Genomic DNA, 15,670 nt, shown 5'->3' on the forward strand with positions numbered 1-15,670 from the left:
GGCCAGGAGCACCGCGCCCAGGACCACCGCACCCAGCGTCGCGGCCGTCCGCGCCGGCCCCGCCGCAGCCCGCCGAGCCGCCGCCCGTCCCGTCGTCGGCGTCGTCGTTCGGAACGCTCGCACACCCACCTCCGCGGGTCTCGATCCGAACCCCGAGTATGGAGGCCCCCACCACCCGTCCGTAAGCACCAGGAGGCCGTCATCCGCCGCATCGCCCCCTGGCGCGTGTTCCCCCCGCTGGTGGCCCTGCTCCTCGGCCTCTGGGGCCTGCGGCGCGGCCCCGACGGCGGCAGCATGTGGCGCGACGAGTCCGTCACCTGGCAGGTGGCCCACCGGCCCCTGACCGGTCTGTGGGAACTCCTCGGGCAGGTCGACGCCGTCCACGGCCTCCACTACCTGCTGATGCACGGGGTGTTCGCCCTCGGTGACGGCGGCCTGTGGGCGCTGCGGCTGCCCTCCGTCGCCGGCACGGCCCTCGCGGCCGCCGGAGTGGCCGCGGTCGCCCATCGGACGGTGGGGGAGCGGGCCGCGCTGTCGGCCGGAACCGCCTACGCCGTCCTGCCGCCGGTGCAGATGTACGCGCAGGAGGGGCGCTCGTACGCCCTCGTCGCGGCCGCCGTGATCTGGGCGACGTACCTGATGCTCCGCGGCCGCTGGACCGCCTACGCCCTGGTGCTGCTCCTCGGCTGCTGGCTGCACGAGTTCGCCGTCCTCGCGCTGCTCGCCCACGCCCCCGCCGCCCGGCACGCCCGCGGCTGGCGGTGGGGCGCCGCCGCGGTCGTCGCCGCACTGCTGCCGCTCGCGGTGATCAGCGCCCGGCAGGCGCAGCAGCAGTTGGGCTGGCTCGGCCGGCCGTCCTGGCAGGACTGGGCGGCGTACGGGGTCCTGACGGCCGCCGTCCTGCTGCTCGCGCGCAAGGCCCCGCCCGGCGAACGGGACCTCGTACGGGTCGCCGTACCGCTCGCGCTGCTCCCGCCCGGGCTCCTGATGGCCGTCTCCCTCGTGCACCCCTGGTACGTCGACCGGTACGTCCTCTACTCCCTGACCGGCCTCGCCCTGCTCGCCGGGGCGCGGCTCGCGCGGGCGCGGGGCGTGTGGCCGTGGCTGCTGGTGGCCGCGCTGGCCGTGCCGTTCGCGATGTGGTCGGCGTGGCTGCGGACCCCGGACAGCCGCAAGGACGACGTCCTCGCCGTGGCCGCCGCCGTCCGGGAACGGGCCGGGCCCGGGGACGCCGTCCTCTTCATGCCCTCCCGGCGGCGGGAGTGGCTGCTGTCCTCGCCCGACACGTACGCGGGCCTGCGGGACGTGGCCCTGGACCGCTCCCCGGCCGACTCGCGGAGCCTCCAGGGCACCGAGCGCACCCCCGACGCCATTCGCGCCGCCCTGGCCGCCTCCCCCCGGGTGATCGCCCTCCTCGACCCCGTCGGACAGCCCCTGGACCCCTACCCGCACGAAGCCGCCAAGCGCGAAGCGCTGGAGTCCTCCTTCACCCTGTGCTCGATGACCCCGGTGCGGGGGGCGCGCGTCGCGGTGTACGCCCGCCCGGGCGACTGCGGCTGACGCCCGCCGCGGGGGCCGCGGCCGGGGCGGGCGGCTCCGGTCGGCGGCGTTCCTCCGGCTGCCGCTTCGGGCGACCACGGCCGTCGCGGAAAATCCCGCGACCCCGGGGGCGTCGGGCGCGAGGATGACCCGACCACGCCGCGCTGCGGGCTCCCGTCCCGCCGCCGCGCCCCGCCGATCCTCCGGAGTCGCCCGTGCCGCCGTCAGCGGAACCCACGCCCACCCCTCCCGTCGTCCGCACCGGGGTCGCGGACCTGCCCGGGCCCCTCGTCGGGGCGGCATGGCTCGCTGAGCGGCTCGGCGGGAACGGACCGGTGCTGTTCGACGCCTCCGTCGGAGCCCACCGGGGCGCGCGGACCCGGATCCCGGGAGCACGGCCCTTCGACCTCGACGGCGCCCTGTCCGACCACACCGCCGCCGCCCCGCACACGCTGCCCGGCCCCGAGGAGTTCGCCGCGGCGATGCGCGACCTCGGCGTGGACGACACCGACACCGTCGTCGTTTACGACGGCGCCGGCATCCACTCCAGCGCCCGCGCCTGGTGGATGCTGCGCGCCATGGGCTTCGACCGGGTCGCAGTCCTGGACGGCGGCCTGCCCGCCTGGACGGCCGCCGGCCTGCCGGTCGAGGAGGCCGCGCCGCAGTACGCGGGCCCGCCCGGCTCCTTCACCGCCCGGCCGCGCCCCGGGCTGGTCGTCGACGCCGACACCGTCGCGGCGGCCCTGACCGACCCGGCCGCGACCGTGGTCGACGCCCGCACCCGGGGCCGGTTCGCCGGAACCGCCCCGGAGCCGCGCGCGGGCCTGCGCGGCGGCCACATGCCGGGCGCGGTGAACCTGCCCTTCGGGGAACTCCAGGGTCCCGACGGGCTGATGCTGACCGCGGACGAACTCCGCGCGGCCTTCGCGCCGCTGACGGGGAGCCGGGAGCGGCTCTACTTCAGCTGCGGATCCGGGGTCACGGCCTGCGTCCTCGCGCTCGGCGCGACCCTGGCCGGGTACCGGGACCTCGCGGTGTACGACGGCTCGTGGAGCGAGTGGGGCGACCCGGCCGGCCGGCGACCGGTGGAGACCGGCGGCCCGTCGGGCGGCTGATCCGGGGCCGGCTCCCGGGCGGCCTCGCGGCTCGGGGGCCGGCTCCCGGGCGCCCTCGCCGGGGGATAACCCCACCCCGGCCCGGGTACCGGCACCAGCGTGCCGGGAGCGCCGGATCGACAGACTTTCCGCATGGCATCCGATACCGCATCAGCCCTACTGGCCCGCAAGACGGTCGGCGCCACGGCGGCCGCCGTGCTCCTCGTCCTCGCCGGGTGCTCCGTCGACGGCATCGGGGACGGCATCCACACGAGGACGGCGTCCGCCGACGCCACCGTCACCGAGGCGGTCGCGGCCGTCGAGGTCACGGACGGGCGGCGCGGCTCCGTCGAGGTGACGCCGGGCACCGGGCCGGGGGTCGTCGTCCACCGGACCGTGCACTACCGCGGGGACACCGCGCCCGAGCCCGCTCAACGGGTGACCGACGGGGTCCTCACCTTCACCGCCGGCTGCGCGGAGAGCTGCTACGTCGACTACCGGCTGGAGGTCCCCGCCTCCGCGAAGGTCAAGGTCGGCAACAGCAGCGGCCGCATCACGGTGACGGGCGTCGCGGCGGCGGAGCTGACCTCGGACTCAGGTGACGTGCGGGCCGAACGGATCGCGGGCCCGCTGAAGGTCCGTACGTCCTCCGGGTCGATCACCGCCGACGCCCTGTCCGGCCCGGAGGCCGACGTCCGCTCCGAATCGGGCGACGCCCGCCTGGCCTTCACGACGGTGCCGGTCTCGGTGAGCGCCGTCACCACCTCGGGAGACCTCACGCTCCGCGTCCCCACGGCCCCGTACCAACTGTCCGGCTCCAGCAGCTCCGGCGACCGCGACATCACCCTGCCCCACGCCCCGGCCGCGCCCTCCCGACTGCGCCTGGAAACGACATCGGGCGACGTGAAGGCCTCCCCCCTGACCTGAGCCCACCCCGACGAGGCCCGCGCCGGAGCACTTCCCTCATGCGCTGTCACGGCCGGCCCCTCGACGCCGGATCGGAACTTCGAAGCCCCCGGCCCCCGCCCCCGGACGGCCGTTCGCCCCCGGCGAACGCTCGTTGGGGAACATCGGGGGACTCACGTGCATTGAGTCGACATAGCTCAAGTTCACTGCCGGAGGGAAGATCATGGCTTCGACGTCCGTACCGCTCACCCTGCCCGTGCTGCCGCTGGACGACGAGGTCGTGCTGCCGGGGATGGTCGTTCCGCTGGACCTGTCCGACGCCGACGTGCGCGCCGCCGTGGAGGCCGCACAGGCCGCGGCCGGCACCGGGGCCGGCGCCGCGAAGCCCCGGGTCCTGCTGGTCCCGCGGGTCGACGGGACGTACGCGGGCACCGGCGTGCTCGGCACCGTCGAGCAGGTCGGCCGGCTCTCCGACGGGGACCCCGGCGCCCTGATCCGCGGCCGCGGCCGCGTCCGCATCGGCGCCGGGACCACCGGGCCGGGCGCCGCCCTGTGGGTGGAGGGCGAGAGCGTCGACGAGCAGGAACCCGACCCGCTGCCCGGCGCCGTCGCCGAACTGGTCACCGAGTACAAGGCCCTCGCCACCACCTGGCTCAAGAAGCGCGGCGCCTGGCAGGTGGTCGACCGGGTCCAGCAGATCGAGGGCGTCTCCGCGCTCGCCGACAACTCCGGCTACTCGCCGTTCCTGACCGTGGCCCAGAAGGTGGAGCTCCTGGAGACCGCCGACCCCGTCGCCCGGCTCCGCCTCGCCGTCCGGTGGCTCAGCGACCACCTCGCCGAACAGGACGTCGCCGAGTCCATCGCCAAGGACGTCCAGGACGGCGTCGACAAGCAGCAGCGCGAGTTCCTCCTGCGCCGCCAGCTGGAGGCGGTCCGCAAGGAACTCCGCGAGATCAACGGGGAGAAGGACGGCGAGGAGTCCGACGACTACCGTGCCCGCGTCGAGGCCGCAGACCTGCCCGAGAAGGTCCGCGAGGCCGCGCTCAAGGAGGTCGAGAAGCTCGAACGCTCCAGCGACCAGAGCCCGGAGGGCTCCTGGATCCGGACCTGGCTCGACACCGTCCTCGAACTGCCCTGGAACGAGCGCACCGAGGACTCCTACGACATCCGCGGCGCCCGCGCGGTGCTCGACGCCGAGCACGCCGGACTGAGCGACGTGAAGGACCGCATCACCGAGTACCTCGCCGTGCGCAAGCGCCGCGGCGAGCGCGGCATGGGCGTCGTCGGCGGCCGCCGCGGCGGGGCCGTACTGGCCCTCGTCGGCCCGCCCGGCGTCGGAAAGACCTCCCTCGGCGAGAGCGTCGCGCACGCCATGGGCCGCGAGTTCGTCCGCGTCGCCCTCGGCGGCGTGCGGGACGAGGCCGAGATCCGCGGCCACCGCCGCACCTACGTCGGCGCGCTCCCCGGCCGGATCGTCCGCGCCATCAAGGAGGCCGGGTCCATGAACCCCGTCGTCCTCCTCGACGAGATCGACAAGGTCGGCTCCGACTTCCGCGGGGACCCGGCCGCCGCCCTCCTCGAAGTCCTCGACCCGGCCCAGAACCACACCTTCCGCGACCACTACCTCGAAGTCGAACTGGACCTGAGCGACGTGGTCTTCCTGGCCACCGCCAACGTCCTGGAGGCCATCCCCGAGGCCCTGGCCGACCGGATGGAACTCGTCCGCCTCGACGGGTACACCGAGGACGAGAAGGTCGTCATCGCACGCGACCACCTCCTGCCCCGACAGCTGGAGCGGGCCGGCCTCGGCGCCGACGAGGTCGTCATCGAGGACGCCGCCCTGCGCAAGCTCGCGGGCGAGTACACCCGCGAGGCTGGCGTGCGCACCCTGGAGCGCTCCCTCGCCCGACTGCTGCGCAAGGTGGCGTCCCAGAACGAACTGGGGGAGCGGGACCTGCCGCTCACCCTGGGACCCGACGACCTGCGGGCGCTCATCGGCCGGCCGCACCACGTCCCCGAGTCCGCGCAGGACCCCGCCGAGCGGCGCACCGCCGTGCCCGGCGTCGCAACCGGCCTCGCCGTGACCGGGGCCGGCGGGGACGTGCTGTTCGTGGAGGCCTCGCTCGCCGACCCCGAGACCGGGGCCGCCGGGCTCACCCTCACCGGCCAGCTCGGCGACGTCATGAAGGAATCGGCGCAGATCGCCCTCAGCTTCCTGCGCTCGCACGGCGCCGAACTGGAGCTGCCCGTCGCCGACCTGAAGGACCGGGGCGTCCACATCCACTTCCCGGCGGGCGCGGTCCCCAAGGACGGCCCCAGCGCCGGCATCACCATGACGACGGCCCTCGCCTCGCTGCTCTCCGGCCGGCAGGTCCGCACCGACGTGGCGATGACCGGCGAGGTCTCCCTGACCGGACGGGTCCTGCCCATCGGCGGGGTCAAGCAGAAGCTGCTGGCCGCGCACCGGGCCGGACTGACCACGGTGATCATCCCGAAGCGGAACGAGGCCGACCTGGACGACGTCCCGGCGGAGGTGCTGGAGGGGCTGGAGGTGCACCCGGTGACGGACGTGCGCCAGGTCCTGGAGCTGGCCCTCGCCCCCGCCGAGGTGTCCTTCACCAAGGCGGCCTGACCGGTCGCCCGACCGGCCCCCGACCGGCCGCCCGAACGAGGGCCCGGGACCCGCTCCGGCGGGGCCCCGGGCCTTCGCGGCTTCCGCTGCGAAATACTGGGGCCCGCGCAGCGGGTCTCGAACAAAGATGTCAGCGAGGGACCCGGGCCGAGGACGGCGGCAACGCGACCGCCACACACAGCATCGAACGGGAGCGGACGTGCACGGAAGCGAAGACCAGGAGTTCCTCGCCCTGGAGCGGGAGCTGTCCGTCTTCCTCCGGCGCGCCCGGGCCTCCTCCGGGGAGATGGCCCGCGCCCTCCACCCGGAGCTGGAGCCCGCCGCCTACGGACTCCTCGTCCGACTGGAGGCGGCGGGCCGGCAGCGGGCCACCGAACTCGCCGCCTACTTCGGGGTCGGCAAGGCCACCATGAGCCGCCAGCTGCGGGCCCTGGAGGTGCTGGGCCTGGTCGCCCGGGAGCCGGACCCCGCCGACGGCCGCGCCTTCCTCGTCGGCCTCACCGACGAGGGCCGGGACCGCTTCCTGCGGGTCCGCGGGGCCCGCCGCGAGCAGTACATGCGCAAGCTGGCGGACTGGGACCGGGGCGAGGTGGCGGAGCTGGCCAGACTCCTGCGCCAGCTCAACTCCGGCGAGGAGTGAGCCCCGGCCCACCGTCACGCCGCCCCGACCGGGCGCTCCGTCACGCCGCCGCGGCCCGGCCCAACGCGCCGTCACGCCGCCCCGGCCCACCGCCCCGCCCGCCGCTACAGCTCCGCGTAGGCCGCCGAGGCGTCGTCGTGCCGCTTGTACCGGGCGGACGGGCGCAGCGGATCGGACTCGACCGCCCGCACCCGCCCGATCAGGCCCTCCGCGCCCTCCTTGCGCAGCACGTCCAGGCAGGCCGCCCAGTCGCCCTCCCCGAACGTGTCCGTCCAGCGGCTCGCCCCGTCCGTGAGCGCGGCCACCGCCACGACCTCCCCGCGCGGGGTGCGTCCGGTGACGGCCCGGTCCGCCACCGCCGGGTCCGCGGCCGCCGTCCAGAACCCGCCCTCGGCGTTGCGCAGCGCGTCCGTCGCCGCGACCGACCGCAGGACCTCGCCCGGGATCCGGTCCAGCCGGTCGTCGAGCACCGCCGAGACCCGGCCGTCGGCCCCGCGCAGCAGGAGCACCGAGTCCGACAGCACGAGGTGCTCCACGCAGGACCCGTCCCAGCGGACCATCACCACCGTCGCCTGGGGGGTCCGTGCGTGAGAAAGGTCACAGGTGTCCCGGTGGGCGTCGGCGGTGTCGCCGATGGCCCGCGCCAGAATCCGGTCCAGCGACATGTCCCGCCGCGATCCGGACAGTTCGGTCAATCGGCCGCCGAGCCGCGCCGAGAACCACGGCACGCCGTGCACGCACCCGTCGCCGCCGCGTGGCGGGGTGACTCCGTCCAGGACCACCAGGACGCCGCCGCCCGAAGAGGGCGCCGAGGCCGACAGCCAGTCCTCATTGGGGCGTTCCGGGTCGCCGGGGGCCGTGGCGAGGTCGATGCGCATGGGGACATTCTGCCCGCCGAGGGCCCGCGCGCGCAGGAAGGTCCATACCAATACGGGGGAGTGGTGGCGCGCCCCGGACGGCCCGACCGCCGGCACCCCGTGGCGATGTGGGCGGGCATAGTGCCAAAGCCCGGCTCGATCTTTCAACCACCCGTCCACGAGCGGCCCCTGACACGGGGTGCCCGAGTTGGTCGGCCACTCCTCCGTGATGTTCACTCCTTCGAGTGGCCGGGTGGGCGATGTGCGGCTCTCTTCGCATCACACTGCAAAGGTCTGAGGCGGTACGAGGGGGCAGGGGGCGTTTACTTGTTGACCGGCCGTTACCTCGGCCACACGAGTAGACGAGCACGAGCACACGTACAGGATTGCGAGCACCGGTGCAGAAGAAGCGGTCTCGGAAGAACGGCACCGCCAGCGCCGACGGACCCGCCAAGGCAGGACGGCGCGTACGCGTCCGCCGCAGGCTGGTCATCGGTGTGGCAGTCGCCGGACTCACCGTCCTCGCGGCCGGCGCACCCGCCGTCGTCTCCGCCACGAGGGAACTGAACGACTCACAACGCCTGGTCACCCTCGCGGAGCAGACGCGGCACACCCTCACCCTCACCCACCTCCTCGGCGACGAGCGCGACGCCGTCGTCGAGTACGTGGCCAAGGGCCGACCCGGCGCCGCCAAGGGCCCCGTCGACGAGCGCACCGCCCGTACCGACCGGCAACTCGCCGAGGTCCGGGCCGAAGCCGACGAGGAACTCGCGGGCGCCCTCGGCAAGATCCAGGCCGTCCGTACCGAGGCCGTCGACGGCAAGGGCACCGCCATCGCCGCCCACCAGGCCTACGCCGGCGTCCTCGCCGAACTCTTCGCCCCCGGCGACCGGCTCGTCGAACTCACCCCGCCGCGCGCCGAGGCCGCCCTCGGCACCACGCGCCCCCTGGTCCCCCTCGGCCGAGCCGTGGAGCAGGCCTCGGCGACCCGCGGACTGCTGCTAGCCGCGCTGGCCGTCCCGCGCGGCGACCAGCCCGCCAACGCACCGGCCGTCGACGAGCTCACCACCGCCTCGCAGCGCTCCCGCGTCCGCGAACAGGCCGCGCTCGACGACTTCGCGCGGATCGCCCGGCCCGACGTGCGCGAGACCCTCGCCGTCACCGTCACCGGCCCCGAGGTCAAGACCGCCGACGACTACCTCAAGCGGCTCACCGACCGGCCCACGCTGACCCCCGCCGACCGCAAGGTCGACGCCGGAGCCGTCGGCACGGCCCTCACGGCCCGCATCGACCGCATGCGGTCCGTGGAATCCACCCTCGCGGGCAACCGGGCCACCGCCCTCGCCACCCAGCGCGACGACGACGTGACCCGCCTGGAACTCGTCGTCGCCGTACTCGGCGTCCTGTTCCTGTTCGTCATCGGCTTCTCCACCGCCGTCGCCCGATCCCTCACCCGGCCGCTGTCCGTACTGCGCCGCGGCGCGGAACGGCTGTCGACCGCGGAGGGCTCCGTCGAGCCGGTCCGCTTCACCGGCCGCAACGACGAGTTCGCCGAAGTCGTCCGCCACCTCAACTCCGTGCGCGACCAGACGGTCGCCCTCCACACCCGCGTCGCCGGACTCGACGCCGACCGGCGCCGCCTCATCGGCCGCAACGAGGCCCTCGCCTCGGGCCGCGAGGCACTGGAGAAGGAACTCGCCGAACTGCGCGCCGGCCTCGAAGAGCACCGCCGCATCATGTCGACCACCTCGGTCTCCCTGTCGCTGCGGACCCTGGGCCTCGTCGAACGGCAGCTCGCCGTCATCGAGGAACTGGAGTCCAAGGAGGGCGACCCGGACCGGCTCGCCACCCTCTTCAAGCTGGACCACCTGGCGACGGTCATGCGCCGCCACAACGAGAACCTGCTGGTCCTGGCCGGGCAGGAACACGGCCACGGTCAGAGCCTGCCCGTACCGCTCGTCGACGTCATGCGGGCGGCCGTCAGCGAGATCGAACGCTACGAACGCGTCGAACTGGCCGCCCTCCCCTCGTACACGCAGGTCGCCGGGCACGCCGCGGACGACATCTCGCACGTCCTGGCCGAACTCCTTGAGAACGCGACGACGTTCTCGCCCCCGGACGCCAAGGTCAAGGTCTCCGGCCGGCTCCAGGACTCCGGCGAGGTCGTCCTGTCCGTCGTGGACTCCGGCATCGGGGTCACCGAGGACCGCCTGGAGTCCCTCAACGCCCGGCTGGCCAGCCCCGAGGCCTACGACGAGGAACCGGAAGCCGAACACGGCCTCGGCCTCGGCCTGTACGTCGCCGGCCGGCTCGCGGCCCGCCACGGCGTGACGGCCGAGCTGCGCGCCGCGCGGCACGGCGGCACCGAGGCCCTGGTCGTCGTCCCCGCGACGCTGCTCCCCGCCGGCGCCCCCGCCACCGCGGTCCACACCCTGGCCGAGCCGGGCCTGCCCGCGTTCCAGCTGCCGGGTGTGGTCGCCGAGGCCAACGAGAACACCCTGCCGCCCCGGCTGCGCCCGCAGCACGACAGCGCGGAGACCGCCGAGCCCGCACAGCTGACGGACCCCGACACGGCCGCCGCCGTGGAGGCGCCGGCGCGGGTGGTCTCGCTGGCGGAGGCCTTCGACACCGGGTCCGTCGACACCGGGACCCCCGACACCGGGTCCGTCGATACGGAGTCGTTGAGCACCGAGGCCTTCGGCCCGGAAGCCTTCGGCACCGACGCCTTCGACACCGGCACCGCCCCCCTCGGCACCGCGGCCGCGGACGCCGAGCCCGAGCCGGTCACCCCCGACGAGGAACTGCTCGCCCGGGTCGTGCCCGACGCCGACACCGCCGAGGGCTTCGCACCCCCTGAGGGCTTCGAGGGCTTCGACTCCGGGGAACTGCCGCCGGCCGACCAGGTCTTCACCGCCTCCGCACCCGTCCCCGACCCGGTACCGGCGCCGATCGACCCGGCCGACGAGGACGCCCCCGTACGGGTCGTCCCGCTGGCCGAGGCCTTCGACGCCGACGAGAGCGCGCAGACGCCCCCCGCCGAGCAGGTCTTCACGGTGCCCGCCCCGGCAACGGAGGCGCCGGACACCGCCGGAGCCGGCGAGGAACTCCTCGCACGCGTCGTCGCCGACGCCGACGCGGACGCCTTCACGGTGGCGGACCCCGAGCCGGAAGGCCCCGGTCCGGACGCCGACGCCGCCGCGCGGGTCTCCGTACAGGACGAAGGACTGTCGCTCCTCGCGCAGCCCTACACCGTCCCCGCCCCCGACACCGACCGGGGCGCGCACCACCGGGCCGACGCCGAGGACCACTTCGTCCCCCGCCAGGGCAGCCACCCCGGACACGAGGCCGAGACCGCCCCCCGGCGCCCCGTGACCGAGGCCGTCACCGACAAGGGACTCCCCAAGCGCACCCCGCGCGCCTCCGCGGGCCCGGCACGCCCCGCCGAGCCCCGACCCGAGCCGCGCCGCGTCGACGCCGAGGAACTGCGCCGCCGCCTCGGCGGCTTCTACCAGGGCGCCCAGGACGGGCGGCGCGTCGTCGCCGCCGAGCTCGCGCAGGACCAGTACCAGGATCAGTACCAGGACGGTACGCAGGACCGGGGGCAGGGTCACACCGACCAGGGGGACACCGCACAGGAGGCACGCACATGACCGCGCCCAGTACGTACGGACTGAGCACCCAGGCCCGCAACCTGCAGTGGCTGCTGACCGACCTGGTCGAGGAGGTGCCCGGCGTCAACTCCGTCGCCGTCGTCTCCTCCGACGGCCTCCTCCTGCTCTCCTCCGAGCCAGGCACGGACGCCCCGCAGGACCGCCCGAAGGGCCCCCGCGGCGCCTCGGCCGACCTCGCCACCATCGTCTCCGGACTCGGCAGCCTCACCACCGGCGCCGCGGCGCTCATGGAGTTCGGCACCGTCAAGCAGACCATGGTGGCCATGGAGAACGGCTCCGTCTTCGTCATGGCCATCAGCGACGGCTCCCTGCTGGGCGTCCATGCCACGCCCGACTGCGACATGAGCGTCGTCGCCTACCACATGGCCCTGTTCGTCGGCCGCGCCGGCCACGTCCTGACCCCCGAAGTCCGCAGCGAGCTGCGCCAGTCGATGGAGAACACCCCGTGAGGAGTACGGCCTCCGACCGACTTCCGATACGCGGCGCCGACCGCCGTCCCGCCCGCGTCCGCCCGTACTCCCTCACGGGCGGCCGCACCCGCTTCACGCAGGTCCTGCTGGTGGAGACGTTCGTCGCCGCCCTGGACACCGGCACGGCCGCCACGAACGACCGCACGCCCGAGATGCGCGCCATCGTCGAGGTGTGCCGCCGCATGCGGACCATCGCCGAGATATCGGCCCTGCTCAAGCTCCCGCTCGGCGTCGTACGCGTCCTGGTCAGCGACCTCGCCGACCAGGGCCGCGTACGCGTCTACGGCACGGGGCACGGCACCGGCCGCCCCGAACGCGCACTGCTCGAAAGGGTGCTCAGTGGTCTTCGCCGTCTCTGACCCGGCCGCCCTCGTGGACGACGAGCCCGCCCAGCCCTGGCAGTACGACCGCTCGCGCGCGCCCGTCGCCGTGAAGGTGCTCGTCGCCGGTGGCTTCGGCGTCGGCAAGACGACCTTCGTGTCCTCCCTCTCCGAGATCACCCCGCTGCGCACCGAAGCGGTCATGACCCAGGCCGGCGTCCCCACCGACGACCTCACCGGGACCCCGGACAAGCGCACCACGACCGTCGCCATGGACTTCGGCCGGGTCACCCTCGCCGACGACCTCGTGCTGTACGTCTACGGGACGCCGGGCCAGGAGCGGTTCTGGTTCATGTGGGACGACCTGGTGCGGGGCGCCATCGGCGGCCTCGTCCTGGCCGACACGCGCCGGCTGCGCGACTGCTTCCCCGCCCTCGACTACTTCGAGAGCTGCGGCCTGCCGTACGCCGTCGCCGTCAACCACTTCGAGGGCTCCCGCTCGTACGAGCCGCAGGACGTGCGCGAGGCCCTCTCGATCCCGCCCGGCGTGCCCGTCGTGGTCATGGACGCGCGGCGCCGCGACTCGGTCGTCGAATCCCTGCTGACCCTGGTGGGTCACGCACTGGACGAGACACCCGAATAGATCCACCTGCCGGGGCCGGGGCCCGGTACCGGGTTTCGGGCCCCTGCGTCCCGTCGCGTCCGTCCGCCCCGGCGGCCGGCAGGCCGCGGCCCTCGGCTCTCGGTCCGCGGTCCCGGTCCCCGGTCCGCAGGCCGGTGACGTCCCGCTTTCCGGTCGTGTTCCGTTCCGTTCCCCGCCTCCGTTCCCTGCTTCCGTCCCCTGCTTCCGTCCCGTTTCCCGGTCCCGTCCCCACAGCCCGAAGTGAGAAGTGAGATGCGCAAGATACTTGTCGTAGGAGCCGGTCAGTCCGGCCTCCAACTCGCCCTCGGCCTCCAGGCGAAGGACTACGAGGTCACCCTCATGTCCAACCGGACCGCGGACGAGATCCGTACCGGACGGATCATGTCCACGCAGTGCATGTTCGACACCGCGCTGCAGCACGAGCGGGACCTCGGGATCAACTTCTGGGAGCAGCAGGCCCCGAAGATCCGGGGCCTCGGCGTCTCGGTCGCCGCCCCCGACGGCTCCCGCCCCATCGACTGGCTCGGCCGCCTCAAGGGCCACGCGCAGTCCGTCGACCAGCGCGTGAAGATGGCCGGCTGGCTCGACACCTTCACGCAGCGCGGCGGCCAGCTCGTCATCCACGGGGCGTCCGTCGCCGACCTCGACTACTTCTCCCGCACGTACGACCTCGTCCTGGTCGCCGCGGGCAAGGGCGAACTCGTCTCGATGTTCGGGCGGGACGCGGCGCGATCCCCCCACGACGCCCCGCAGCGCGCCCTCGCCGTCGCGTACGTGCACGGACTCGAACCGCGCCCCGAGCACCCGGACACCGAAGCGGTCCGCTGCAACCTGGTGCCCGGCGTCGGCGAACTCTTCGTCATGCCGACCCTCACCACCTCCGGGCGCGCCGACATCCTCTTCTGGGAGGGCATCCCCGGCGGCCCGATCGACGTCTTCAAGGGCGTCAACGACCCCTCGGAACACCTCGCGCTGACGCTGGAACTCATGAAGACCCACACGCCCTGGGAGTACGCCCGGGCGACCGAGGTCGAACTGACCGACGCGGGCGGCACCCTCGCCGGCCGGTACCCACCGGTCGTCCGCAACCCGATCGGCCGGCTTCCCGGCGGCGGCGTCGTCCTCGGCGTCGCGGACGTGGTCGTCGCCAACGACCCGATCACCGGACAGGGCTCGAACTCCGCAGCCAAGTGCGCCGCCTCGTACCTCTCCTCGATCCTCATGCACGGGGACAACCCGTTCGACGAGGCATGGATGAAGGCGACCTTCGACAAGTACTGGTTCACCACCGGCAAGCCCGTCACCCAGTGGACGAACGCCATGCTGGGCGTCCCCCCGGAGCACGTGCTGAACCTGATCGGCGCGGCCGGACAGCTCCAGCCGGTCGCCGACCGCTTCGCCAACGGCTTCGACAACCCGGCCGACTTCGACAACTACTTCTACGACCCCGAGGACGCGGCCGACTACCTCGCCGAGGTCGCCGCCGCCTCCGGTTCCAGCGCCGGCTCCAGCGCCGGCTCCGCATCCGGAGCCTCCTCGGCCGAGTAACCGGAATCGTCCCCCGCCGTCGCGGCCACGGGCAGCGGCGGCGGGGTGAACTCCGCCAGCGGAGTCCCCTCCGGATCCGGCCGCACCGCTCCCAACAACGGGTTCGCCGCGATCGGCGACACCTTCACCGATGCCCCCGGCCGCGGCGCCTGGATCACCTTGCCGTCCCCGATGTACAGCGCGACGTGCGTGGCCTTCGGGAAGTACACCACCAGGTCCCCCGGCCGCAGCCGGTCCAGCGGCACCTTCGGCAACCGCGCCCACTGCTCCTGACTGGTCCGGGGGATCGACCGCCCGGCATGCGCCCAGGCCTTCGACGTCAGCCCGGAACAGTCGAACGACCCCGGTCCCTCGGCGCCCCACACGTACGGCTTGCCGATCTGCGCCGTCGCGAACCCCAGGGCGGCGCCACCCGCCGCAGTCGGCGTACCCGTACGGGCGGGCAGCCGGCCCGAACCGAGCAGATCCCGCTGCGCCCCGGCCGTCACCGCCTCCTCGCGCTCCCCCAGCCGGGCCAACTCCTCGGGGGTGAGCGCCGCCAGCAGCCGCTCGACCTCCTTCAGCCGCCCCGCGACGTCCTCCCGGTGCCGCTTCTGCTCCTCGGCCAGCACCCGCTGCGCCTCCAACGCCTTGCGCGCCCCGGCGGCCAGGACATCGGCCTGCTTCTCACCCCGCTCCAGCCGCGCCACGACCCCGGCCCGGCGGGCCCCTTCACGGGCGGTCAGCCGCCGCTGGTCGACGGCCTGCTGGGGATCCCCGGAGAGCAGCAGCCGCAGGTACGGGGAGAACTCCCGCGAACCCTGGTACTGCTCCCGGGCCAGCCGCCCGGCAGCGGCCTTCTCGGCGCTGAGCGCCGACCGGGTCCGCCCCAACTCGGCGCCGAGGCGCCGCTCGTCGTCCTGCCGCGCCTTGAGGGCGACCTCGGCGGCGTTGTAGGCCTCACTGGCCTCCTCGGCCTTCTGGTACAGGCCCTGCAGCCGCACGAGCAACTCCCCGACGGGCTCGGCCTGCGCCCGGGGCGGGGACCCCACGACGACCAACACCGCCGCGATACACCCAAGACGAACCAGTCGTTTTGTCACAAAATCACCTCCGACCCCTGGATGCTGCCACGCCCGGTATGACGAATCCCCCAACCGAGCCCCGGCGAGCCCGGGGCACCATCCGTTTGGGGGTGGGGGGTGGTGGGTGGGGCGGGGTCGGGGGTGGGGGGTTGCGGGTGGGGCGGGGGTGGTCGGTTGGTGGGGTCGGGGGTGGGCGGGATGTCCTTGATCCGTGTCAGGGAGGGTTTGGTGGTTTCCCGCCGGTCTCATCGTCTCCCCGTGGCGGGGCGGGGCCGCAACGGGGCGG

The 15,670-nt window shown here is 74.3% G+C and carries 12 protein-coding genes; 10 read left to right on the plus strand and 2 right to left on the minus strand.

What is annotated here, in order from left to right; genetic code table 11:
* Window positions 1-225 precede the first annotated feature (225 nt).
* The 5 genes from ACFVS6_RS41885 (at window position 226) to ACFVS6_RS41905 (ending at window position 6,811) form a co-directional block, all read left to right on the plus strand.
* Window positions 226-1,560 (plus strand): hypothetical protein, encoded by a 1,335-nt coding sequence (locus tag ACFVS6_RS41885; protein WP_389711792.1) that lies wholly within the window; start codon window positions 226-228, stop codon window positions 1,558-1,560.
* A gap of 194 nt (window positions 1,561-1,754) precedes the next feature.
* On the plus strand, window positions 1,755-2,654 hold the full coding sequence (locus ACFVS6_RS41890) for a sulfurtransferase (RefSeq protein ID WP_389711793.1): 900 nt from the start codon (window positions 1,755-1,757) through the stop codon (window positions 2,652-2,654).
* A 132-nt stretch (window positions 2,655-2,786) separates the two neighbouring features.
* Window positions 2,787-3,560 (plus strand): DUF4097 family beta strand repeat-containing protein, encoded by a 774-nt coding sequence (locus ACFVS6_RS41895; protein ID WP_389711794.1) that lies wholly within the window; start codon window positions 2,787-2,789, stop codon window positions 3,558-3,560.
* Between the two features lie 202 nt (window positions 3,561-3,762).
* Window positions 3,763-6,171: an endopeptidase La gene (lon, locus tag ACFVS6_RS41900; RefSeq protein WP_389711795.1), complete on the plus strand. Its 2,409-nt coding sequence runs from the start codon at window positions 3,763-3,765 to the stop codon at window positions 6,169-6,171.
* A gap of 199 nt (window positions 6,172-6,370) precedes the next feature.
* Window positions 6,371-6,811, plus strand: coding sequence for a MarR family winged helix-turn-helix transcriptional regulator (locus ACFVS6_RS41905; RefSeq protein ID WP_389711796.1), 441 nt, complete (start codon window positions 6,371-6,373; stop codon window positions 6,809-6,811).
* Between the two features lie 104 nt (window positions 6,812-6,915).
* Here ACFVS6_RS41905 and ACFVS6_RS41910 read toward each other — a convergent pair whose 3' ends face one another.
* Window positions 6,916-7,689, minus strand: a complete 774-nt coding sequence (locus ACFVS6_RS41910) for a protein phosphatase 2C domain-containing protein (RefSeq protein WP_389711797.1) — start codon at window positions 7,687-7,689, stop codon at window positions 6,916-6,918.
* A gap of 377 nt (window positions 7,690-8,066) precedes the next feature.
* Here ACFVS6_RS41910 and ACFVS6_RS41915 point away from each other — a divergent pair, with 377 nt between their 5' ends.
* From ACFVS6_RS41915 to ACFVS6_RS41935, 5 genes are all read left to right on the plus strand, one after another.
* A complete protein-coding gene (locus tag ACFVS6_RS41915; protein WP_389711798.1) occupies window positions 8,067-11,318 on the plus strand; it encodes a nitrate- and nitrite sensing domain-containing protein in 3,252 nt (1,083 codons plus the stop codon).
* A complete protein-coding gene (locus ACFVS6_RS41920) occupies window positions 11,315-11,788 on the plus strand; it encodes a roadblock/LC7 domain-containing protein (protein ID WP_389711799.1) in 474 nt (157 codons plus the stop codon). Before ACFVS6_RS41915 ends, ACFVS6_RS41920 begins: the two co-directional genes overlap by 4 nt.
* On the plus strand, window positions 11,785-12,168 hold the full coding sequence (locus tag ACFVS6_RS41925) for a DUF742 domain-containing protein (RefSeq protein WP_389711800.1): 384 nt from the start codon (window positions 11,785-11,787) through the stop codon (window positions 12,166-12,168). The genes ACFVS6_RS41920 and ACFVS6_RS41925 overlap by 4 nt, the downstream gene beginning before the upstream one ends.
* Window positions 12,149-12,772 carry an ATP/GTP-binding protein gene (locus tag ACFVS6_RS41930; protein ID WP_389711801.1) on the plus strand — a complete coding sequence of 208 codons (624 nt, stop codon included), beginning with the start codon at window positions 12,149-12,151 and terminating at the stop codon, window positions 12,770-12,772. The genes ACFVS6_RS41925 and ACFVS6_RS41930 overlap by 20 nt, the downstream gene beginning before the upstream one ends.
* A gap of 252 nt (window positions 12,773-13,024) precedes the next feature.
* A complete protein-coding gene (locus ACFVS6_RS41935; RefSeq protein WP_389711802.1) occupies window positions 13,025-14,320 on the plus strand; it encodes a styrene monooxygenase/indole monooxygenase family protein in 1,296 nt (431 codons plus the stop codon).
* Here the strand turns inward: ACFVS6_RS41935 and ACFVS6_RS41940 are convergent.
* Window positions 14,236-15,351: an NlpC/P60 family protein gene (locus tag ACFVS6_RS41940; RefSeq protein ID WP_389711803.1), complete on the minus strand. Its 1,116-nt coding sequence runs from the start codon at window positions 15,349-15,351 to the stop codon at window positions 14,236-14,238. The two genes, ACFVS6_RS41935 and ACFVS6_RS41940, sit on opposite strands and share 85 nt — an antisense overlap.
* Between the last annotated feature and the right edge of the window lie 319 nt (window positions 15,352-15,670).

This window comes from Streptomyces sp. NPDC057939 (assembly GCF_042887545.1).
Lineage (GTDB): Bacteria > Actinomycetota > Actinomycetes > Streptomycetales > Streptomycetaceae > Streptomyces.